We start from the raw sequence: 22,385 nt of genomic DNA, 5'->3' as shown, positions 1-22,385 counted from the left end.
TCGGTTTCGTCATCGCCTGATGCGGCAACGACATCAGTTCCAGAGGACGCCCGAGGCGCAGTCCCTTCTGCCCGTGCCCGCCGGGACGAGCGCCCGCCGCGCCCGGCGATTCCCCCGCGTCGATCCCATCCGGCCGTAGTCTGACCGTCATGACGACGACACAGACGCACACGCTCGCCCTCCCCGGCGTCGATCTGGTCTACGACGTGCGCGGGCCGCTGCCGCCGGCCGGCGGGCAACCGCCGCTGCTCCTGATCGGGCAGCCGATGACGGCGGAGGGGTTCAACGCCCTCGCCCCCCACCTCACCGACCGCACGGTCGTCACCTACGACCCGCGCGGCCTGGGCCGCAGCACCCGCAGCGACGGCCGGACGGACCACACGCCGCAGCAGCAGGCGGCCGACCTGCACCAGCTGATCGAAGCACTCGGCGCCGGCCCGGTCGACCTCTTCGGCAGCAGCGGCGGCGCGGTGACCGCGCTCGAACTGGTCGCCACCCACCCCAGCGACGTCGTCACGCTGGTGGCGCACGAGCCGCCGATCAACGCCGTGCTGCCCGACGCCGCCGGCGCCGAGCGGGCCCGCGCAGGCTTCCACGAGGCGTACCAGGCGAAGGGCTTCGGCGCGGGCATGGCGGCGTTCGTCGCGATGACCTCCTGGCAGGGCGAGTTCACCGACGCCTTCTTCGCCCAGCCCACCCCCGACCCGGCGATGCTCGGCATGCCGAGCGAGGACGACGGCACCCGCGACGATCCGCTGCTGTCGAAGAAATCGTGGGCGGTCACCGACTACCGCCCCGACCCGGACCGGCTTGGCTCGGCGTCGACCCGGATCGTGATCGCCGTCGGCGAGGAGTCGGGGCAGACGTACACGGCGCGTACCGCCGTCGCCACCGCAGCTCTGCTCGGCCAGCAGGCCACGGTCTTCCCGAGCCACCACGGCGGATTCCTCGGCGCCGAGTCCGGTTACGGGGGCAAGCCCGAGGAGTTCGCCGCCAAGCTGCGAGAGGTCCTCGCCACCGGCTGACCGTCGGGCCCACCGGTACCCGACGTTGGCGGATGATGTCGCGGTGTCAAACACCGGGACGACGAAAGCAGCAATAGTCCAACGGTTACGACTCTTCGGTTGGATCGCCGTTCCGCTGGCTTGGCTCGTGGTCGCACGGATCGAGCTGGCGGACGTGCAGAACGCTTCCCTCTTGCTCTTCGTGATCCCCCCGTTCGAGGCCGCAGTGTGGCTGATCGCCGTTGCGCTGACAGTGCTTCTGACGTACCGCTTGTCGAAGAGTCGCTCGGCGGCGCTCGTCGTCGCGACGATCCTTCTCGTGGCATTCGGCTGGTTCACCAACTGGGGACCGTTCCAACCCGCGTCGTACTGGATCACCCATCGCTGGGCGTTCGACGCGGTGGCCGACGGTGTTCGCGACGGCAGGATCGGGGCGTCCCGCGAGTATTACGGGGAGCTTCTTCCTCGTCACCTCCGCGACCTGTCGACCAACGGACGGGCGGCGGTCGTTGGCAGTCAGGACGACAAGCCTGTCGTGTTCCTGCCCCAGTGGCTCGGCATCCCGGACGACGCCGGCGGATACGTCTACCTCGACGCCACACCACGGTCGGACCTCTCTGTCGACCTCTTCGGTGTACCCGTTCGGGTTTCCGGCGGTCAGGAGCTCGGCGACGGCTGGTGGTACGTCCTTCCCGGCGACTGACGACCCTGTATACCCCTCCGACCGCGACGGCGGCCGGGCGTGAGGCACGTCCGGCCGCCGCCGGTCACCGCCGATGTCCGCGTAGGGCCCTTGGGCGAGCGATTTCGCACGGCCCAGGCGCCCGGTGAATCGGGGTCTACCGGCGAGTCAGCGAGTCGAGGTCGGCGCGGTACCAGAAAGTCCCCATGAAGACGTGCAGCTGCGGGCCGCGGCAGAACTTGCGGGTCACCCGTACCTCGATGCCGTCGGGGAGGATGAGCCGCGCCTCTCCACCGCCGGAGACCTTGCCATCCTCGATGCGCAGGACGGTCAACAGGTCGTAGTCGGGTCCGTACCCGCCGACGAGCACGCCGGTCGCGCCGTCGGTCAGCAGGGCGTCGGCACCGCGATAGGGGGCCGCGCCGTGGTCGGTTGGGTCGCCGTCGGTCACGGAGACCAGGTGGAACCTGTTGTACGCGTACGTCCACGCGGTCTCACCCGCCACGTTCAGGGCGTAGCAGTTGAAGATCGGAGGTAGCCCCGCGCCGTGCGGATAGAGCCACTCCGGTTCGAGGTCAGGGGTGAAGCGGGCCAGACCGTGCGTCTGCGGGCCGGTACCGGCCAACGCCTCGTCGAAGTAGCTCACCCAGATCGCCCCGGTCGGGGTGGTCAGCACGTCCTCGATCGCGTCGCCGAGGTCCCCTTCGTGTTTCCGCCGTCCGTCGAAGGTCCACACCTCGGCGTTGGCGCCGCCACGATTTCGCGAGCGGACGAGCAGGATCCGGTCGTCGGGTAGGAGCTGCACGAACCGCGGTTCCAGGCATCCATCGAGCTGCACCGACCGGACCGGATCCGGGCTGCCGTCGTGCACGGTGACCAGGCGCAGCCCAGGCTGCTCCCTGCTCGCCCAGACGGCGAGGCACTGGTTGTCCGGCCCCACCCCGACCGCCTCGGGCGTCCCGTGCCACCGCCCGTCGCCCCAACCGGCCGACAGGTAACCGGCGTGGCGCAGCGGCGCGACGGGCAGCTTCAGGACCTCCAGCCGTCGCCGCAGGCTCTCCTGCTCGCGTTCCTCTCGGCTCAGGTGCACAGACAATCTCCTCCAGATGGTTCGGATGTGGCGACTGGACCAGCGCGTGGACCAGCCAGCGGACGCTCTGCCGAGCAGCGCCCGAGTCGTGAACGGATCGGCACGCAGCAGAGCCGCATGGGTGCCGGGGGAACGCAGTGCCCCCAGGTGGTCTCGCCGCACGCGGTCGTCGGGGCCGTCGAGGGCGACGACCGCGAGTTCAGCTAAGGCCGGCCGGGCGTCCGGGTGCGAGCAGAGATCGGTTTGGGGCTTCCGCACCGTCAGCCGGATCTTCGCGGCTGGGTCCGCTGCACGGAGGAGGAGATGTAGTACGACGTCGCCGTCGCGCTCCGCCCTGACTTCGGAGAAGACGCGGGACCGGACCGCGCCGTACGTCGCGGCTTCGCCCGCATCGCGGGCTTCGGTCAACCAGGCCGGCTCGGCCGACGCCTTGGTCGGCGGCGGGCCGCTCATCGAGTGGAGGCGGAGTCGCCTTTCAGCTCAGACACGAGCAGATCATGGATCACGGTCACGGTCCGCGCAAGCCCGCTGGTGGTCATGATCCGGGTAGGGTGCGCGCGGGAGGTGGCCTGGCGATGAAGCTGGATGTCACGCGGTTGCCCGGGCAGGCCTGGGGCTTGGCGTCCCCTGCTTCGACAGGGCCGATCTATCTGACGAGCTATGCCGGCCGCAGCCCGACCGCCCGCGATCTGGACACGACGGTGCTCAGTGCGGTCGACCTGACCGGGGCCACGATCTGGCAGCGCACCTTCACCGGCCATCCCTTCCCGCCCCGGGTCGACGGGGACGGCACGGTGTGGGTGGTCCACCAGGATGGCGGCGACCCACCCGAGTTCACCCTCACCTGCGTCGGCGCGGACGGCGTGACGCTGCGTTCCGTGACCCCGCAGCAGAGGCCTTCGGAGCACCTGGGGGCTGTCGTCCGGGCGCCCGACGGGTTCTACGTCCTGTGGCTACCGACCGGGCGACGATATGTGCTTCCCGACGGCGCAACGGCGCGCCTCGCCCGGCACGACGACACCGGAGGCACCGTCTGGTCCACTCCCCTGCCCCTCGAGAGGGTCTCGTTCGGCGGCGTCGTCGAGGCCTCCGCGACGACGGGATGGCAGGTCCGACCCAAGCGGACGTGGAAGCCCTCCACCCTGGAGGTGTCCCACTGGGAGCCGCTGCTCGTCGCCGGCGACCGCGTTCTGGCAGGGATCACCGACGGGAGCAGCGGAATCGGCGTGTGCTTCATCGTCGACACCGAGTCCGGGGACATCGTCGCGACCACCGAGCCCGGGCCCTACCACCACAAGGCGATCGCCGGGCCGGGCCGTTTCCTCGTCGGCGCTCAGGGCTACGGCGCGTTGACCAGCACTCTCTACGACCATGACGGTCGAGCAGCGCAGACGTGGCCCAGTCACGGTCAGATGCTCGTCGACGCTCGGGGCACGATTCGCGGCCCCGAGTCGGAGAACACGATGCCGTCCCGGTCACGGTTCCGGGTGTTGAACCGTGACGGCTCGATGCGCGACGGGCCGCCGCTCACCGGCTACCACACCACCTATCCCGCTCTCGACGACGACGGCACCACCGTGTTCTGGCGGGACGGGCGACTCCTCGCGGTCGATGAGGAGCTGCGCCAGCGTGAACTTCTCCGCCGTGACGACGACCGTGCTGTCCTAAGCCGCGTCCTCCTGCTCGACGAGGGGGTCGTCGCGTTCAGCGTCGCCGACGAGTTGCTCATCGTCCGCGGCACCGGGCTGGCTCCGCTCGCCGCCGGCCCGTGGCCGTGCGCGGACGGTGACATCCACGGAAATCCCGTCGTCTCGGCGGGGTGATCGAACTCCACTGCGCCTTCCATCGCCGCGAGGGCGGCGCCTCGTGTCACGGCAGCTCTGGCCGGCTTCGCGACGACTGGGGGGTGCCTGCCTCTTTGTCGCCTTCGCGGATCCCGCCCCTGCCGACGCGGACGGCGTGGCGGTGTCACCGCACCGGGCTCGGGTAGTCCGCCCCATGGGGCGCGCACGGATCGCGGATCACGGCTTCCTGGCCGATGGTCGCAGCGCGGTGCTGGTGGACAGCACCGGGTCGGTGAACTGGTGGTGCCCCGCGCGGTTCGACTCCCCGTCGGTGTTCGCCCGGCTGCTCGACGACAACGCCGGGCACTGGGCGATCCGCCCCGAGGGCCGGTTCAACACCGAACGCGCCTATCTCACCGACACGCTCGTGCTGCGTACCGTCTTCAGCACGGAGACCGGCAGCGTGGCGGTGACCGACGCGCTGGCCCTGGAGCCGGGAGCGCGCAGCCACTCGGTCGGTCTGCACTCGCCGAGGGTGCTGGCCCGGGTGGTGCGGGGCGTCTCCGGCGAGGTGCGGATGCGGATGCACTACCGGCCGCGGTTCGAGTACGGCCGGATGATCCCCCAGCTGGTGCAGGAGGACGACGCACTGACCGCCAGCGCCGCGTCGGCCCGGCTGGACCTGCGTACGAGCATCCCCCTGACCTGCGAGGTCGGGGAGGCGTTCGGGTCGTTCACGGTACGGGCCGGCGAGACGTACCGGTTCACCCTGGGGTACGCGCCGGCGTACGGCTCCGGCCCGCCCGCGGTCCTCGACGCCGAACAGGTGATCGACAACGCCGCCGAGGGCTGGCGTTCCTGGATGGGCGACCACGACTACCGCGGCCTCTACCGGGATCAGGTGCGGCGCAGCTCGCTGGTGGTGCAGGGCATGACGTACCGGCCCAGCGGCGCGGTGGTGGCCGCCCCGACGATGGCCCTGCCCGAGGAGTTGGGCGGCGAGCGCAACTACGACTACCGCTACGCCTGGGTACGTGACTTCAGCTTCACGCTTGAGGCGCTGTGGCGGGTGAGCTGCACCGACGAGCTCAACCTGCACATCGGGTGGTTGACCCGGTCAATGGGCATGAACGAGGGCATCGTGCCGATCATGTACGGGGTGGAGGGGGAACGGGACCTCACCGAACACCACCTGGACCACCTGACCGGGTACGCCGAGAGTCGCCCCGTGCTGGTGGGTAACGACGCCTGGCGGCAGCGGCAGAACGACGTGCACGGCGAGCCGCTGAGCGCCTCCTGGCTGATGCGGGACCACCTCGATCCGATGCCGCCGGGAATCCGGGAGCTGCTCCGCGCGATGACCGAGCGGGCCGCCCGGGACTGGCAGCTGCCGGACGCCGGGATGTGGGAGGCGCGCGACGCCGAACGCCACTACGTGTCGTCGAAGGTGCAGTGCTGGACGGCGCTGGACCGGGCCGTGCGTTTCGGCTCCCACCTGGGCTCGGAGGCGGAGGTCGCCAGGTGGGCGGCGGTACGCGACGAGATCCGACGGACCGTGCTGACCCAGGGCTGGAACGACCGGCTGCAGGCCTTCACCGGCGCGTTCGACAGCCCCGACCTGGACGCGTCGGTCCTGCTGATGCCCCTGGTCGGATTCCTGCCCGCCAACGACCCGCGGATGCGCTCCACCATCCGGGTGATCGAGGAGCGGCTCTCCGACAACGGACTGCTGCGCCGCTGGGAGAGCGACCCGGCCGGCTTCGTGATCTGCTCCTTCTGGCTGGTCAGCTGCCTGGCCCTGGCCGGCGAGCGCGGCCGGGCCGGTCAGATGTTCGAGCGGATCGCCGGCTGCGTCAACGACCTGGGCCTGCTCGCCGAGCAGATCGACCCGCGCACCGGGGAGGCGTTGGGGAACTTCCCGCAGGCGTTCTCGCACATCGGGCTCATCAACGCCGCAGGGGACCTCACCGACCTGGATTCCGGACACCGGGAACTTCCGCTGGCGCCGGGGCGGCTCATCCCCGCCGAGGAGCGGAGCGCTCGGTCGGCGGACGAACGCTGACGCCGAGCGCCGCCGGCCGCGCCAGCAGCTCGGGCCGGTCGGGCCCGCCGCCGGCGACCCAAGCCCGCAGGTGGCGCCCCCGGTGTCGTCCCGTCCCCGGGCGGCCATGTGCGCGTGGCACGGCATTCATATGGCCTGGCTACGGTACGGGACGCGCTCTTACCCGGGACCAGGGACGGTCGGCACCGCCGTGCATCACGCGAACCACTACTACGGCCACTCACACGTGCTGGCCCGCTACTGCGGGCTGGACGACCGGTCCCCGCAGCGCATCCACGGCTACCTCCAGCACGGCTGGAACATCGGCCACGGGATGGCCCCCGACCACGAGTTCGTACCCGGTCTGCCGCTCTTCGTCTGGTCGGAGCGGACCCGTCGGCGGGCCTGGTCGCTGGGGCGACGCGACACGTACGCCGTCGGCTCGCCCTGGGCGTACCTGCTGGCGATGGAGCCGGAGCCGGACGCGGCCGCACCGCGGGAGGGCACGATCTGGTACCCCTTCCACGGCTGGGAGGGCCAGCACGTGGTGGGGGACCACGACCGGCTCATCGCGGAGATCAAGGCGACCGAACCCGGCCCGGTGACCGTCTGCCTCTACTGGCAGGAGTACCGCGCGACGCGGGTACGCGAGCAGTACGAGCGGGCCGGTTTCCGGGTCATCTGCCACGGCTACCGGGGCAGCAAGTGGGACAGCCTCGACCCGGACTTCCTGCGCCGGCAGCTCGCCGAGCAGCGCCGCCACCGCCGCGTCGCCTCCAACCGGCTCTGCAGCGCCGTGCTCTACGCCATCCTCGCCGGCTGCGAACCGGCCGTGTACGGCGACCCGATGCAGCTGGACGGGGAGGTGCCGATCTGGGGTGGGCAGCCCCGGATCCGCCGGCAGTGGGCGCAGCTGCACGGCCCGCAGGTCGACCCGGTGGTGGCCCGGGAGGTCGCGGTCGCCGAACTGGGGGCCGACATCCTGCTCCCGGCCGCCGCGCTGCGCCGGATGTTCCACTGGCCCGAACCGGCTGCCGCTCCCACCGGGGCCGCACTGTTGGAGGGGGCGCGATGAGCCTGCGGTTGATCGGCGGCGAGATGCCGGTCTGGTCGGACCTGGACGGCCGGCACGGCCCCGGCCCGGTCCGCGGGGAGGTACTGGCCCCGCTGCTGGCCACCGTGACCGGGCGCGCCCTCGTCGTCGGACCACTCGACCCGGCGTTGCTCGACGCGGTGCCGGCTGACGACCTGACGGTCCTGGTGCGGGGCATACCGGACGCGGAGACGCTCGCCGCCCGACTGGCGGCCCGGCCGGGCGTCACCGTGCTCTGCGGCAGCCCGGAGAAGCTCGCGACGGAACCCGCGTACGACACGATCGTGGCGCTCGACGGGATCCAGCGGCTCGCCTCGACCGAGGGCGCCGACCTGACCTGGGACGAGACGTTCGCGCTGCTGGCGGCCGTGCTGCGCCCGGGCGGGCGGCTGCTCCTCGCCGCGGAGAACCACCTGGGGATGCACCGGCTGGTCGCGCTGCCGCCGGAGGTGACCGACTCGGACTGGGCCGAGGCGGGCGAGTACGACCCGGATCGGCCGGCCGGCCTGGAGCGTCTCCGGGACCGGCTCGCCGACATCGGCCTGACCGTGACGCGCACCTACACGGCCTGGCCGACGCCGATCGCCCCCACCGCGCTGGTGACGCCGGAGCTGCTGGTCGAGCCGGAGGCGCGGGCGTTCCTCACGGTCGCGCTCGACCGGGCCTGCGAACCGTCGACGACGGTGCTGACCGACCCGCGACGGCTGGTCGCCCAGGCGCTGCGCCACGACGCGGCGACGATCCTCGCGCCGGCCTGGATCCTGCAGGCCGAACGGACCGCCCCCGAGCCGGGTCGCGGCACCGGCCGGCTCTGGTTCGAGGCGCCGGAGGCCGGGCCGGCCCCGTTCGAGGCCCCGGCCGCGCTCCTGCCGTTCCCGCCGCCGCCCGAAGCGATGGTCATGGTCGACGGCGACCGCGTCGAGGTCATGCGTCACCCCGAAGGGAGGTTGTACTGGTACAGCCCGGCCGACGGCACGGCGCTGCTGCCCAGCGGTCACCTCCTCGAACAGCTGCTGATCGTCGCGGCTCTGCGGCGTGACCTGCCCACCGTGCGGGAGTTGCTGCACCGGTGGCAGAGCAGCCCGCACGCCGGTGTCGCCGCCGACCAGATCGTCGTGACGCCGGGCCACGACCTCGCACCGCTGACCCCGGCGGTGCTTCCGCACGCCGCCCTGCGGCGGCTGGCCGTCCGGCTGCTCGACGCCGGGCTCGCCTACCTCTGGCCGTCTCCCGCGGACCCGGCCGAACTGAGTCTGACGCTGGCGGCTCTCGCCGGGCGGGCCCCCGAGCCGGTAGCCGCGACCGGCAACGAGCCGAGCCGGCCGGGCACACCCGGGGTGCGGGAGCTGCTGGCGAGCCGCGACCGGCTGGCCCAGGAGCTGGCCGAGGCCCGCGAGCGGGAGGCCTGGTACGAACAGGCCCTCGCCGACCGGGAGACGGAGCTGCGCCGGGCTCGCGGGCTCGTCGCGTTGCTCAGCGGGTCACCGACGGCCCGCGCCGGCAAGCTCATGCTCGCCGGTGCCCGGCGGGCCCGCCGCACCGCCGGCGCCGTCGCCCGACGCGTCCTGCCCCGCGACTGACCACCGGCCCGCACCGGCGCGGCGCTCAAGGCCGAGCCGGGGCGGCGGCGTCGCCGGTCTCCGGCACGGCCCTCAGTGCGGAGCCGGGGCGGTGTCGGGGCGGTGTCCGGCGCGGCGCTCAGCGCGGAGCCGGGGCGGTGGCGTCAGCGGTCTCCGACATGGTCCTCAGCGAGGAGCCGGGCCGGCGGCGTCGGCGGTCTCCGGCGCGGCGATGCGGGCCGAGGCGACGCTCTCGTACAGCTCCTCGAGCAGTTGTGTCTGCCGGCGCAGGTCGAAGGTCTGCACGGTGTGCTCGCGGGCCGCCCGTCCGAGACGTTCCCGCAGCGGCTCGTCGGTGAGCAGCCGGCGGATGTTCTCGGCCAGCGCCGCCCGGTCCCGTTCGGCGCAGAGCAGGCCGGTCTCCCCGTGGCGGACCCCTTCCGGGATGCCGCTGTGGTGGGTGGCGACGACCGGCAGACCGAGGCTCGCCGCCTCCAGCACGGTCGTGGGAAGCCCCTCACAGTCGCCGTCCGACGCCGTGCGGGACGGCGCGGCCAGCATCTTGGCCTGCGCCATGTGCTGCAGGACCACCTCCGGCGGCTGCGCGCCCAGGAACGTGGCGTCGACCTGGAGCTGGGCCGCCCGCGTCCGGGTCGACTCCTCCAGCGGTCCCGCGCCGATGAAGAGGGCCCGGGGCCGTAGCGGCGAGATCAGTCCGAGCGCCTCGACGAGGTCGTCGGCGCCCTTCTTGTCGACGAACCGGCCCACGAAGACCACGTCCCAGGTCTTCGGCGCCGTCGACGGCTCCGCCGGGATCGGCACGCCGGTGTAGTGGACGCGTACCTTCGCCGGGTCGGCGCCCAACTCCACCGCGCGGTCGCGGATGAAGCCCGAGACGGCGATGATCACGGCGGCGCGGTCGAACGTGACCCGCAGCTTGTGGCGGTGCCGTGCGCCGCGCAGACCGGGCACGGCCGGCTGCCGCGTCACGTCGACCCCGTGCAGGGTGACGACCAGCGGTACGCCCAACTGCTGGGCGGTGCGGCTGATCAGCCATCCGTCGCCGCCGAAGTGGGCGTGCACCACCGTCGGCTTCAGTCGGGTGAGCAGCCGGCGCAGCCGCGCGGAGCGGCCGGTCGCCCGCAGCTGGTGCCAGCCGCGACGGCCGGCGGGCGTGTTCGGGTAGGCGATGACGTCGCTGTCTTCGGCGATCGGTGAGGCGACCTTGTTCGCGCCGAGGTAGACCGGCCGCCACGACGGCAGCGCGTCACCCTGGTTGCGGACGAACGTCTCGGAGACCGGCAGCAGACCGCTGCGCCAGATGACGGCGACCTCAGACGTGGACATCGCTCCCCGGGCTGCTCGTCGGTACCGGCAACGTGGTGGCTGCCGTGCGGACCGTGTGCTCGGCCGTCGACGGCCGGCCGTCGGGCGTCGCGGACGTGGCCGGGGTCGGCTCGACGGCCGGCCCGGGGGCCGGGCGTCGGCGGCTCAGGATCCGGTCGCGCAGGGTGTGCCGCAGCTGCGGCGGGATCAGCCAGATCTGGAAGAAGGTCAGGTAGTCGATCGCGCTCGGGCGGCCGTGCCGCCGCGCGTCGCCGAGCAGCATCCGGAAGACGCGGAAGCTCCGCGTGGGCGCCGCCATCGAGCTGATGATGCTCATCATGATCGCGGCGTACGCCTTCGGGGTGAGCCGCGGGCGCATCTTGCGCACCCACTCCAGCTGCGCCTCCCACGGCGAGTTCAGGCTGATCCGCGGCCGGTCCTCGTCCTGATGCCACAGCACCAGCGGCTCGGCGGCGATGACCAGGTCGACGCCGTCGTGGTCCAGCGCCCGCAGCGTCCAGTCCAGCTCCTGCTGCCGGCGCAGGCCGACGGTGAACGGGACCCGACGCAGCAGCGACGTGGGCGCCATGATCGTCGAGGTCTGGATGAAGCCGTCGCCGTGGAAGAGGCCACGCCGGACGGTGAGGTACTCGCACACCGGCTCGCCGTCGAACGGGAGGCGGCGGGGCATGACGAACTCCGCGCGCGGAGTCTTGTTGATCAGCCGGCTGGCGATGATCGGCAGCGCGACGGTGGCCGTCCGCGCGTACGCCAACTGCACCGACAGCTTCTCCGGAAGCCACTCGTCGTCGTCGTCCAGCAGGGCCGTCCACGGCGCGGCGGCGTGCTCGACGCCCACGTTGCGGGCGTTGGGCGCGCCGCCCTTCTGCGCGAGCTGCACGAGCCGCAGGCGGTGGTCGTCGATCCCGCTCAACGCGTCCTGGGTCGCCTGGTCCGGCCCGTCGATCACGACGATGACCTCGATGTCGGTGACCGTCTGGGCCAGGGCGCTGCGGACGGCCCGGGTGACCAGGTCGGGACGCGCGAACGTGGGAATGACGACGCTTACCTCGGGTGCAGATGACATGATCACCACTCATCCGGCCGGAGACGAACTGTCAGCCGGTGACGCTAGGGAGCCCAGCCGTCGTGCCGGTGAATGGAAACCGGCGTCCAGGCGCACAACGAGAGTGGTGCTGCTGTCACACCGGCGACGCGGCCCCGGCCGATCCCCGCTCCCGGCACCGGCGGTCCCGGCGGCGGACGCATCTCGACGAGCCGGCCACGCAGCACAGCGCCGTGACATATGGTAAAAAACCGGCGCGGCCCGGGTCGTTCGACGACGATGCGACGCGGGCGCCCCGATCAGGGTCGCGCAGCCGCACGCCGGCCAGCCGAAGGACGGACCGATGACCGCGAGAACGCCGCCGTGCCCCGCGCCGACGGCCCCGAACCCGCGCGCCGTCCACCGCCACTGAGATGGACTGGACCGGATGGGCGCTCTTCGGGTTGGTCGCCACCACCGCGCTGACCGCCGCGCTGACCACCGCCCAGCTGGCCGGACTCACCCGCATCGACTTTCCCCTGGCCCTCGGCACCCTCGTCACCGAGGACCCCGACCGAGCCCGCGTCATCGGGTTCTTCCTGCACCTCGGCGCCGGTCAGGGCTTCGCCCTCGGCTACGCGGCCACCTTCGCCCTGCTGCACCGCGCCACCTGGTGGATCGGGGCGCTGCTCGGCTTCGTCCACGTCGCGATCGCGCTGACCGTGCTCCTGCCGCTGCTGCCCGGCGTACACCCGCGCATGGCCTCCCAGCGGGCGGGCCTGGCCAGCACCGCGATGCTGGAGCCGCCCGGTCTGTTCGCCCTGAACTACGGCAACCAGACGCCGGTGGTCGTGGCCGTCGTCCACGTCGTCTACGGGCTGGTCCTCGGGGTGCTTCTCCATGCCGGGTGACCGTCGTGCGACAGGTGAGGACCGATCCCCATGACCGGTGGACCCCACCCGGCGCGGCCCGGGGACCCCACACCGATCAGCGACTACGGGCTGCTCAGCGACACCCGCACCGCCGCGCTCGTCGCCGGTGACGGCGGCATCGACTGGCTCTGCGTACCCCGCTTCGACGGCGAGCCGCTCTTCGGTCGGCTGATCGGCGGCCCCGACGCGGGAACGTTCCGGGTCGGCCCCACCGAACCGGCGCCGCCGGTCGAACGGCGGTACCGGCAGCACACCGCCACGCTGGAGACGACCTGGGCGGTCGGTGGCGGCCGGCTCACCCTCACCGAGGCCATGGTGGCCGAGGTCGGCGGCCGCCTGTTGCCCACCACCCTGATCGTGCGGCGACTCTCGGCCCAGAACGCGCCGATCGACGCCGTCGTCGAGTTCGACCCCCGCCGCGGTGAACACCACAGGCTCCCCCAGATCCAACGGCGACCTCAGGGCCTGGTCTGTCAGTGGGGGTCCCTGGCGGTCTCGTTGGCCGGCACCCCCGAACTCGCCGTCGAACCGGGCCGACCCACCCGGATCACTGTCGACCCCGGCCGCCCGGTCACCCTGGTGCTGGCCGTGGCCCACCGCGAACCGCTGATCCACGTGGAGCCGGGCGCCGCCTGGGACCTGCTCCTCGCCGACGAGCAGCGGTGGCGGGCCTGGACCGCCGAGATCGACGAATCCCTGCCCTTCCGGGAACACGTCGTACGAAGCCTGCTCACCCTGCGGCTGCTGACCTATTCGCCGTCGCGGGCACCGGTGGCCGCGCCCACCACCTCGCTGCCCGAGGACCCCGGCGGGGAACGCAACTGGGACTACCGCTACGTCTGGCCCCGCGACGCCAGCATCGGCGTCAGCGCCTTCCTCAGCGTCGGCAAACCCGAAGAGGCCCACGGGTTCCTCGCCTGGCTGCTGCACGCCAGCCGGTTGCAGCGTCCGCGCCTGCCGGCGCTGTTCACCCTCTACGGGCGCACCGTCCCCCGGGAACGGGAGGTGCCCGGCTGGCCCGGCTACCGCGGCAGCGTCCCGGTACGGACCGGCAACGCCGCCGCCGGACAACACCAGCTCGACGGCTACGGCTGGGTCATCGACGCCGCCTGGGCGTTCGTGCAGGCCGGACGTCCTCTCAACTCGGAGACGTGGCGGGCGGTACGCGGATTCGCCGACGTGGTCACCCAATGCTGGCGGGAGCCCGACGCCGGCATCTGGGAGGTCCGCGAACCAGCCCAACACGTCCACTCCAAGCTCATGGGCTGGCTGGCCCTGGACCGGGCGCTGGCCATAGCCGAGACGCACCCCCTGTCGGAGCGCCGCCGACGACACTGGCAGGAGAGCCGGGAGGCGATCGCCGTCGAGATCCGCACCCGCGGCTTCGACCCGAGCGCGGTCAGCTACGTACGCAGCTACGGCTCGCCGGAGCTCGACGCGGCCCTGCTCGTCCTGCCGCTGCTGAACTTCGACAGCATCGACTCGCCCCGGGTACGCGGCACCATCGACGCCATCCGCGACCGGCTCTCCGCGGGCGGCCCCTTGCTCTACCGCTACCCGCCGGGACGCGACGGCCTCCCCGGCACCGAGGGGGCGTTCCTGCCCTGCTCGTTCTGGCTCGTTCAAGCCCTCGCCCGCACCGGGCGGCGCGTCGAGGCGGTCGAGCTGTTCCAGGCCATGCTCGACCACGCCGGGCCCCTCGGCCTCTACGCCGAGGAGCTGGACCCGGCGACCGGCGCCCACCTCGGCAACTACCCGCAGACGCTGACCCACGCCGCGCTCGTCCAGGCCGCGCTCGCCATCCGGGACGCGCCCGCCTAGTGCCGCGCTCAGCCGGTGGGGTCGCTTCCTGGCGGCTCCTCGGCGGCGGGGCCGCGGTCCTCGAACTCGTACGTGGTGGTGAGCGCCTCCGGTAGGTCGGGCACCAGGGCGTTGGTGCCGTCGACCACCTGCACGTACCGGCGGCCCTGGAAGAGCGAGTAGCTCCCGTCGGCCTCCTGCTCGATGGTGAACAGCTGCGCCTGCGCGCCCGGATCGCACGCCCGGTTGCGGACGCTGCCCGGCGCGGCGTCGTGCACCACCGTCATGCAGCTCCGGCCGGCGCCACCCGGCTCGGCGAGCGTGATCCGGAATCGGTCCCCTTCGGGCCGCAGCACCCACTGCGCCCGGTCGTCGACACCGGGCGCGGTGGCGGCCCGCACCTGGTCACCGGCGGGGTCGACCGCCAGCACCGCCCGGTTCATCCCGGGCACCACGATCGCGATCCGTCGCCGGCCGGCGAGGATCTCCTGCGGGCCCGCCGACGCGGTCACCGACGGGACGGCCGACGGTGGAACCTCCCCCGCCGGGGCCACCACGCTCCGGTCCGGCTGCTCCCGCGCCTGCAGCACCACACCCCCGGCGACGAGGGCGAGCACGGCCAGGCCGGCGCCGGTGACGGCGGTCCGACGGCGGCGACGCCGCTCGCCACGCTCGCGCAGCGCCTGCGCCGGGGGCAGCTTCGTGACCCGGCGCGCACCGTCGGCGATGGCCGTGAGGTCGTCGCGCTGATCAGCCATGGGACGCCTCCTCCTGGGGCTCCTCGGTCAGCATCCCGCCCATCGCCCTGCGGCCGCGAGCAAGGTACGTCTTGACGGTCCCGACGGGCCGCTGCATCTCGGCGGCCACCTCGGCGACGCTGAGATCGTTCAGGTGGTGCAGCACGACGGCTCGGCGTTCGTCGGCGCTCAACCGCCGCAGCGCCTGCAGCAGCGCGACGTGGTTCTCGTTCAGGCCGGGAACGCTCTGGTCGACGGCGGCCCGGTGGTGCGCGCGGATCCGGTTCGTCGCCTTGCGCCAGCTGCTCACCGCGATCCGGGAGGCGACGCGTCGTACCCACGCCTCCGGGCTGTCCGCCTCCCGCACCGTCTGCCAGCGCTGCCAGGCCCGCGTGAACGCCTCGGCGACGGCGTCCTCCGCCTCGTTGAGGTTGCCGGTCAGCAGATAGAGGTGGCCCACGATCCGGCCGGCGCAGGCCGTGTAGAGGGCGTCGAACTCCTCAGCGTCACGCATCCGACCGGCGCCCCCTCGAAGCCTCGTCCCCTGGTCACCGCCGCATGCAACCCCGCCGGGAGGACCAGCCCCACGCGCGCGGTGCCGAATTGTGACGCCTGTCACACTGCCGATGATCAACCCGGGGATTGGGCCAGACGTCATCGTGCCGACCCGGGATGGACCCGTGGCGGAGAGGACGATGTGCGACGACGGCAACGACGCGCCCTGACAGCCGCAGTGCTCGCGACCGCACTGGCCGCGGCCGGTCTGTCGGCTACCCCAGCCGGCGCGCAGGAGCAGCCGACGGCCCCGGTCACCGGACCCGGCGGCACCTTCACGCTGATCACCGGGGACCGGGTGACGCTGGACGCCGACGGCCACCCGCAGATCCAGCGGGGACCGGGACGGACCGGAATGCGCTTCGTCAGCAGCCGGGAGGGCGGCCACCAGTACGTCATCCCGGCCGACGCGGCACCGTTGCTGCGCGACGGTCGGCTCGACCGGCGGCTGTTCGACCTCACCGTCCTCGGCGAGTTCGGCTACGACGACCGCACCGCCGAGCTGCCGCTGCTGGTCACGTACCCGCAGAACAAGCCGGCGCAGGCGCGCTCCGCCGCCGTCGCGGGCTCCGCCCGGGTACGCGCCGAACTGCCCGCCGCCCACGCGCTCGCCGTACGGGCGGACCGGACCGACCGGGCCGAGCTCTGGTCGTCCCTCACCCGCGCGACGCCGACCGCCCGTACGCTCACCGCCGGCGTCGACGCCGTCTGGCTCGACGGCAAGCGCCGGGTGACGCTGGACCGCAGCGTGCCGCAGATCGGCGCCCCGGCGGCCTGGCAGGCCGGCTTCGACGGCACCGGCGTCACCGTCGGCGTACTCGACACCGGGATCGACGCCGGCCACCCCGACTTCGCCGGACAGCTCACCACGGTGCGCGACTTCACCGGCGGCGACGACCCCGCCGACACGGTCGGCCACGGCACCCACGTGGCGTCGACCATCGTCGGCACCGGCGCCGCCTCCGACGGCCGGTACCGCGGCGTCGCCCCGGGCGCGAAGCTGGTCGTCGGCAAGGTCTGCGCCACCACCGAGTGCCAGGACTCGGACGTCATCGCCGGCATGCAGTGGGCCGCGCCGCAGGCCCGCGTGGTCAACCTGAGCATCGGCGACACCGACACCCCGGCGCTCGACCCGCTGGAGACCGCGGTCCAGGACCTGAGCCGCCGGTACGGCACGCTCTTCGTCGTCGCCGCCGGAAACGAGGGCAAGCCGAAGTCGGTCAACACGCCGGCCTCCGCGGACGACGCCCTCGCCGTCGCCGCCGTCGACGCCGACGACCAGCGGGCCTACTTCTCCGCCAAGGGACCCCGGGTCGGCGACAACCACATCAAGCCCGAGATCAGCGCGCCCGGTGTCGACATCGTGGCCGCGGCCCCCGGCGGCGGCTACGTTCCCATGTCGGGCACGTCGATGGCGACCCCGCACGTGGCCGGCGCGGCCGCGATCCTCGCCGGGCAGCACCCGGACTGGTCCGGCCCGCAGCTGAAGGCCGCGCTGATGGACTCGGCCAAGCCCACCGGCGAGGAGAGCCTCTACGAGCAGGGCGCGGGCCGGGTGGACATCGGTCGCGCCGTCGCCCAGCCGATCGCCGCCGACATCGCCGCGATCGACTTCCCGGTCCAGCGCTGGCCGCACGCCGACGACAAGCCGATCACCCAGGTCGTCGGCTACCGCAACACGAGCAGCGCGCCGGTCACCCTGTCGCTGAGCGTCGCCCCGGCCCCGGCCGGCATGCTCACGGTCAGCCCGGCCACCCTCGTCGTACCGGCCGGCGGCCGCGCCGAGGCGACCATCACCGTCGACACCCGCGTGGACGCCCCCGACGGCGTCTACCAGGGCGCGCTGACCGCGACCGGCGCCGGTGACCTGCGGGTACGCACGCCGTTCGCGCTGAACCGGGAGATCGAGAGCTACGACGTACGGCTCGACCACACCGGCCGCGACGGCCGACCGGCCACCGACTACCGGACCGTGGCGGCGAGCCTGACGACCGGCGAGTTCAGCACTCTCGACGGGCAACCGGGCGGAGGCACCCTGCGGCTGCCCAAGGGCCGCTACGCGCTCTACAGCACCATCAACGACGGCGAGAAGTCGAGCCTGCTCGTGCAGCCGGTGCTCGACGTACGTGGCCCGATCACCGAGGCGATCGACGCCCGCACGGCCCGGCCGGTCTCGCTCACCCTGCCCCAGCACGACGCCGCACCGCTCGCCGTCCACATCAGCGCCAACTGGAACGACGGCCTGCGCTACCCGGGCGTCCAGCTCGACGGAGAGTCGTTCGCCAACGTCTTCTTCGGGCGGGTCGGGCCGGCCGGCACGGCCCCCGAACTCGCCGTGACGTTGGGCATCGGACTCGCCCGCCCCGGCAAGGACGGCACCTTCCGCAACAGCCCCTACACCTACGACCTGGCCTACGTGCTCAAGGGCGACATGTTCACCGGACTGACCCGGAAGCTGTCGCCGAAGAACCTCGCCACGGTCAAGGCGACCTACCGCAGCCAGTCCACCACCGCCACCGGCGTCCGCCTGCACCGCGCGGCAGCCCCCGGCGGCCCCGGCCCGATCGGTTCGAGCACGCCGATCGACCTGCCCTTCCACGGCACCGAGTACTACAACACCGACGGCGGAATCGTCTGGACGTCCACCCTCGCCGAGGGCGACAACGTCACGACCCAGGAATCCACCTTCAAGCCGGGTGAGACGTACACCCGGACCTGGAACGCCGCGCCGTTCGGACCCACCATGGCCGGCGCCCCCGAATGGTCGCCTTTGGGATACGCGGGCCGCGACGGCGACACCATCTCGATCGCGGCACCACCGATGTTCGCCGACGCGAGCGGCCGGCCGGCCAGCCGCGACGACCTGCCGGTCCGCCTCCGACTGCTGCGCAACGGCAAGGAGATCGCCACCGCGGACGGCCCGTGGGCGGACTTCTCCGTACCCGCCGAGAAGGCGACGTACCGCCTGGAGGCGACGGTCACCCGCGCCGCCCCCGACACCCTGTCGACGGCGGTCTCGGTGGCGTGGACCTTCACCTCGGCCCACACGTCGAAGCCGGAGCGGCTGCCTCTGACGACGGCCCGGCCGACGCCGGTGCTCGACGACACGAACACGGCGCGGGCGGGTCGGGTGACGACCATCCCCGTGGCCCTGGATCGGCAGGCGGGCTCGGCCGCCGCCGGCAACCGGACGCTCGGGGTCAGCGCGTCGTTCGACGACGGCAAGACGTGGATCCCGTTGCCGGTGATCCACGATGTCGCAATCGTCGTCCACCCGCGTCGGCCCGGTTTCGTGTCGCTGCGCGTGACGGCCACCGACACCGCCGGCAACTCGGTGACGCAGACGATCCAGCGGGCGTACGGGATCGCCTGAGCACGTCCGGCGGCTGCTCGCGCTCGCCGCCGGTCGGAGCTGGAGATGCCGGTGGCGTACGACTGCGCGGGGTGAGGGCTCTCCTCACCCCGCGCGGTCGTGTCGGTCAGGCGGCGGCCAGGAAGCGGGTCAGGCCGTCCAGCAGCATGTTGCTGCCCTGCTCGGACTGGTCGCGGTCTTCGGCCCTGTCGAAGGTCTGCGAGAGAGTGATCTTGGTGCGGTCGCCGTCGGGCGTCAGGTCGAGGGCCATCAGGACGGGCTCGTCGCGGCCGGGCACGTTCATCCCCATCACGAGTCGCTCGTTCGGCACGACCTCGGTATAGCTGCCGGTAAGCGGGATGCGGGCGCCGCCCGGGATGACCATGACCGAACTCCAGGCACCGCCCGGCCGTACGTCCAGGACGACCTCCTCGGCGCTGGCCCACCTGCCGTAGCTCTCGGTGTCGGTCCAGGCGGCCCAGACCTTCTCGACCGGGGCGTCGAGGGTGCGGGTGATGGCGTAGTCGTGGCCGGTTGCGCTCATGGCAATCTCCTCCGTCTGCACGGGCTGGCTTGGGGGATCAACTGAGACCACGGTATAGTCATGGCCCTTGATAGTCAAGCATCATGACTAACTTCGGAGGCGATTCGGTGGACACCGCACAGCACCACCCTGACCTGGGAATGTTGACCGGGCAGCTCATGCGGGCGTTGCAGAACGAGCTCTTCGAGACCCTCGCCGAGCAGGGGCACCCCGACGTCCGCCCGCGTCACGGCTCGGTGCTCGCCTTCCTCGACGCCGAAGGCGTCCGGGCCACCGACCTGGCGGCCCGGACCGGCCAACACAAACAGATCATCGGCACGATCGTCGACGAGCTGGTCAGCCTCGGCTACGTACGCCGCGAGCCCGACCCCGCCGACCGCCGCGCGAAACGCATCGTCCCCACCGAACACGGCCTGGACGAGATCGCCAAGGCTCGCGCCATCCTGGCCACCACCGAGCAGCGCCTCGAGCGAACCCTCGGCGAGCAACGCTTCGCCGCGTTCCGCGAGGCACTTCAAGAGGTGACCGGCCACCAGCAGGCCTGGCGGGAGGGCCGGTGAAGCAGCCCCACCCTTCGGAGCCCATCCGGTACGCAACGATGAGGCCGTGGATGAAAGGCTCCGCTTCTCCAACACGTGGTGGGACCTACGCCTCGACGGCCCGGTTGAACGCGAACAACGTCAGGCGCTGCACCAGGAACTTCTCGCCGAGGTAGCCGACGGTCATCCCCTGCACCGCCGACCCGTCATCGTCGTCGCCAAGTCGGAGGCCTCCGACGACATCGTCGTCCACCTTCCCGCCACCACAGAATGGGCTCGGGTCCACCTCACGTGGAAAGGCTCAGCCGAGACGCCGCCGTGGCCTGAGACCGAGTTCTACGGCACCGTGGAAGCCCTGGAACGGCACCTCAACGAGGCGGACTGAGCCGAAGGGGTGAACCGGTTCTACACTCGCGACGGCGGGCCGTAGCGCAGAGGTCGTCGCGTCGTACTTCCCAGACGAAGGACGCCGGTTCGAATCCGGTCGGCCCGCCCACCGTCCCCCGTCTACACTGCGCCGCGGCGGGCCGTAGCGCAGAGGTCGACGCACCTCCCTGCAAGGAGGGGGACGCCGGTTCGAATCCGGCCGGTCCGCCCGCACGACGGGAGAGGACGGTCAGTTGCGGCGCCGACGGACGCACGACAGGGAGGTACGCCGGCTCTCGCTGGTGTCGCCGCCGCCCATGGTGGCCTCGATCAGCGAGCGTCGGGCCGTCGGGGACTGGCGTGGCGTCTGCGCGGCGGGGATGGTCGACGCGCACGTGGACCTGCCCGACGTGGCCCGCCGGTGGGGCACGGGCGAGGCGGAGCGGATCGAGGCGGAGCTGCACGGCTTCGCACCGGACCTGCTGCGCCGGTTCCTGCCCCGGATGGACACCCTGGCCCTGATGCCCCGGCAGCAGGTGGTGCTCTCCCGGCTGAGCATCCCCTTCCCGGCCCGCCCGGGCCGCGCCGCGGTGCTGGTGGTGTCGCTACCGACGGATGTCAGGGCGCCGCAACGGCTGGGGCTGCGGGTGATCGACGCCGCCGAGGTGGGCGACGGCTGGCTGGACCTGCCCGACTGGTGCTGGCACGCGCAGGCGTCGGCTGACCGGCGGTGGGCGTACGGGGCGTCGCCGGAGCGACTGCCGTGGCATCACCCGGACGGCCGCCGGTACGCGCCGGACGAGACGAGCCCGGGCGAGCCTGCCGATCGGGCCGCCGCCATGGAGACGCTGACCGCGCTGCTGGAGGCCGGCGAGGTGCTGGCCGCCTACCAGACGGCCGGTTTCGTCGTGGACCACACCCAACCCCGGTACGGTTCGGCGTTCCTGGTCACCCACCAGCTGACCTCGTGGGCGTCGACGTTGCCGCTACTCGCGGCGGAGTACCGGCGGCTGGCACACCGCTACGGCCACCAGTCGCTGCGGTTCGCGTCCCAACTGGCGATCACCGCCACCGACGACGGCCTGCTGCGCCTGCACGCCCACCCGTCGGCATACAAGCTGCCGGGGCCACTGGTCGGGGTGCCGGCACCGTCTGAGGTGGCGCTGCTGCGTACCGGCGCGCTCACCGCCGACGAACTGCACCCGCTGGTGCACGAGGCGCTCTTCCCCGACCGCGACCAGCGTCGCCCGGCGGCACGACCGCGGACCGGCAAGGAGTTCCGGGTCCGCTGCGGTGGCGACTGGCATCTGCTCCGGTTGACCGGCGGGTACCTCACCACCAGTCACCACGACGCGGCGGAGATCGAACGGGAACTGCTGCTGGCCCAACTCGGCGGCCCGATCAACGGCTGCGCGAACGCGGTACGCGCCTGGCGAACCGGCGCCAAGCCGGTGCCGAAGGAGATCCGCCGAATCCGCAGCGACCTGCTCGCCCGGCTCTTCCACGGCGACACCGACACCGTGCTGGCCTTCGTCGAAGCGGGCCTGGACCCCGAGCTGCGCGACGGGACCGGCAGCACGGTGCTGCACTGGCTGTCGCACCTGGACCACGTCCGGGCCCTGCCGGTGCTGCTCGCGGCGGGCCTCTCGCTCGACGCCCGCGACGGCGAGGGCGACACGCCGCTGCACCGGGCCGCCGCAGCCGGAGCCGAGGACGTGATGACGGCCCTGGTCGACGCGGGTGCGGACGCGCTCGCCGTGAACGGTTCGAACCGCACCCCGGCCCGGCTGTTGCAGGAGACCCGCCGCCGGGGCTGATCTTTGTCGGTGCGGTTGGTTATGCTGCCGCGCGGCGAGGCCGTAGCGCAGAGGTCGACGCGCCTTGACATCAAGCTGGAGGACGCCGGTTCGAATCCGGCCGGTCTCGCCGCACCACA

The 22,385-nt window shown here is 72.6% G+C and carries 18 protein-coding genes and 3 tRNA genes; 15 read left to right on the top strand and 6 right to left on the bottom strand.

Going from position 1 to position 22,385, the window contains the following annotated elements; all coding sequences use genetic code 11:
* The first annotated feature begins 149 nt into the window (after positions 1-149).
* Together D7147_RS22425 and D7147_RS22420 are read left to right on the top strand one after the other, a co-directional pair.
* Positions 150-1,025 carry an alpha/beta fold hydrolase gene (locus D7147_RS22425; RefSeq protein WP_120680835.1) on the top strand — a complete coding sequence of 292 codons (876 nt, stop codon included), beginning with the start codon at positions 150-152 and terminating at the stop codon, positions 1,023-1,025.
* Positions 1,026-1,068: 43 nt separating this feature from the next.
* The gene (locus D7147_RS22420; protein ID WP_147437427.1) at positions 1,069-1,707 is read left to right on the top strand and encodes a hypothetical protein; all 639 of its coding nucleotides are present in this window, start codon (positions 1,069-1,071) and stop codon (positions 1,705-1,707) included.
* A gap of 136 nt (positions 1,708-1,843) precedes the next feature.
* On the opposite strand, the gene D7147_RS22415 is transcribed toward D7147_RS22420, so the two are convergent.
* Complete coding sequence (locus D7147_RS22415; RefSeq protein WP_120680831.1) at positions 1,844-2,776, bottom strand: hypothetical protein; 933 nt, start codon at positions 2,774-2,776, stop codon at positions 1,844-1,846.
* Between the two features lie 575 nt (positions 2,777-3,351).
* On the opposite strand from D7147_RS22415, the gene D7147_RS22410 reads away from it, so the two are divergent.
* From D7147_RS22410 to D7147_RS22395, 4 genes are all read left to right on the top strand, one after another.
* Positions 3,352-4,599, top strand: coding sequence for a hypothetical protein (locus D7147_RS22410; protein ID WP_233563317.1), 1,248 nt, complete (start codon positions 3,352-3,354; stop codon positions 4,597-4,599).
* 175 nt (positions 4,600-4,774) lie between these two features.
* On the top strand, positions 4,775-6,622 hold the full coding sequence (locus tag D7147_RS22405; protein WP_120680830.1) for a glycoside hydrolase family 15 protein: 1,848 nt from the start codon (positions 4,775-4,777) through the stop codon (positions 6,620-6,622).
* Positions 6,623-6,812: 190 nt separating this feature from the next.
* A complete protein-coding gene (locus tag D7147_RS22400) occupies positions 6,813-7,676 on the top strand; it encodes a hypothetical protein (RefSeq protein ID WP_120680828.1) in 864 nt (287 codons plus the stop codon).
* Entirely contained in the window at positions 7,673-9,274 is a 1,602-nt protein-coding gene (locus tag D7147_RS22395; RefSeq protein ID WP_120680826.1) for a hypothetical protein, read from the top strand. Before D7147_RS22400 ends, D7147_RS22395 begins: the two co-directional genes overlap by 4 nt.
* Positions 9,275-9,439: 165 nt before the next feature.
* Here the strand turns inward: D7147_RS22395 and D7147_RS22390 are convergent, their stop codons facing one another.
* Together D7147_RS22390 and D7147_RS22385 are read right to left on the bottom strand one after the other, a co-directional pair.
* Positions 9,440-10,600 carry a glycosyltransferase gene (locus D7147_RS22390; RefSeq protein WP_120680824.1) on the bottom strand — a complete coding sequence of 387 codons (1,161 nt, stop codon included), beginning with the start codon at positions 10,598-10,600 and terminating at the stop codon, positions 9,440-9,442.
* Entirely contained in the window at positions 10,587-11,666 is a 1,080-nt protein-coding gene (locus tag D7147_RS22385) for a glycosyltransferase family 2 protein (RefSeq protein ID WP_120681119.1), read from the bottom strand. The genes D7147_RS22390 and D7147_RS22385 overlap by 14 nt, the downstream gene beginning before the upstream one ends.
* 392 nt (positions 11,667-12,058) lie before the next feature.
* On the opposite strand from D7147_RS22385, the gene D7147_RS22380 reads away from it, so the two are divergent.
* Complete coding sequence (locus D7147_RS22380; protein ID WP_120680822.1) at positions 12,059-12,535, top strand: hypothetical protein; 477 nt, start codon at positions 12,059-12,061, stop codon at positions 12,533-12,535.
* A gap of 30 nt (positions 12,536-12,565) precedes the next feature.
* Complete coding sequence (locus D7147_RS22375) at positions 12,566-14,377, top strand: glycoside hydrolase family 15 protein (protein ID WP_120680820.1); 1,812 nt, start codon at positions 12,566-12,568, stop codon at positions 14,375-14,377.
* Between the two features lie 8 nt (positions 14,378-14,385).
* Here D7147_RS22375 and D7147_RS22370 read toward each other — a convergent pair whose 3' ends face one another.
* Positions 14,386-15,114, bottom strand: coding sequence for a hypothetical protein (locus tag D7147_RS22370; protein WP_120680818.1), 729 nt, complete (start codon positions 15,112-15,114; stop codon positions 14,386-14,388).
* Positions 15,107-15,607, bottom strand: a complete 501-nt coding sequence (locus D7147_RS22365; RefSeq protein WP_120680816.1) for a SigE family RNA polymerase sigma factor — start codon at positions 15,605-15,607, stop codon at positions 15,107-15,109. The genes D7147_RS22370 and D7147_RS22365 overlap by 8 nt, the downstream gene beginning before the upstream one ends.
* 183 nt (positions 15,608-15,790) lie before the next feature.
* On the opposite strand from D7147_RS22365, the gene D7147_RS22360 reads away from it, so the two are divergent.
* Positions 15,791-19,021: a S8 family peptidase gene (locus D7147_RS22360; RefSeq protein ID WP_147437426.1), complete on the top strand. Its 3,231-nt coding sequence runs from the start codon at positions 15,791-15,793 to the stop codon at positions 19,019-19,021.
* 106 nt (positions 19,022-19,127) lie between these two features.
* Here the strand turns inward: D7147_RS22360 and D7147_RS22355 are convergent, their stop codons facing one another.
* Positions 19,128-19,544 carry an SRPBCC family protein gene (locus D7147_RS22355; RefSeq protein WP_120680812.1) on the bottom strand — a complete coding sequence of 139 codons (417 nt, stop codon included), beginning with the start codon at positions 19,542-19,544 and terminating at the stop codon, positions 19,128-19,130.
* An 83-nt stretch (positions 19,545-19,627) separates the two neighbouring features.
* On the opposite strand from D7147_RS22355, the gene D7147_RS22350 reads away from it, so the two are divergent.
* The 6 genes from D7147_RS22350 (at position 19,628) to D7147_RS22325 (ending at position 22,375) form a co-directional block, all read left to right on the top strand.
* Positions 19,628-20,104 carry a MarR family winged helix-turn-helix transcriptional regulator gene (locus D7147_RS22350; protein WP_199734237.1) on the top strand — a complete coding sequence of 159 codons (477 nt, stop codon included), beginning with the start codon at positions 19,628-19,630 and terminating at the stop codon, positions 20,102-20,104.
* A gap of 46 nt (positions 20,105-20,150) precedes the next feature.
* Entirely contained in the window at positions 20,151-20,468 is a 318-nt protein-coding gene (locus tag D7147_RS22345; protein ID WP_120680808.1) for a hypothetical protein, read from the top strand.
* Positions 20,469-20,503: 35 nt separating this feature from the next.
* Positions 20,504-20,579: transfer RNA gene (locus D7147_RS22340), tRNA-Gly, on the top strand.
* A 27-nt stretch (positions 20,580-20,606) separates the two neighbouring features.
* Positions 20,607-20,678 (top strand) — tRNA-OTHER (locus tag D7147_RS22335).
* Positions 20,679-20,703: 25 nt separating this feature from the next.
* Positions 20,704-22,266 (top strand): ankyrin repeat domain-containing protein, encoded by a 1,563-nt coding sequence (locus D7147_RS33405; protein WP_147437425.1) that lies wholly within the window; start codon positions 20,704-20,706, stop codon positions 22,264-22,266.
* Between the two features lie 36 nt (positions 22,267-22,302).
* A tRNA-OTHER gene (locus tag D7147_RS22325) sits at positions 22,303-22,375 on the top strand.
* Positions 22,376-22,385 lie beyond the last annotated feature (10 nt).

This window comes from Micromonospora musae, from assembly GCF_003626545.1.
GTDB classification, from domain to species: Bacteria; Actinomycetota; Actinomycetes; order Mycobacteriales; family Micromonosporaceae; genus Micromonospora; species Micromonospora musae.
This window is presented reverse-complemented; position numbering and strand designations above follow the sequence as displayed.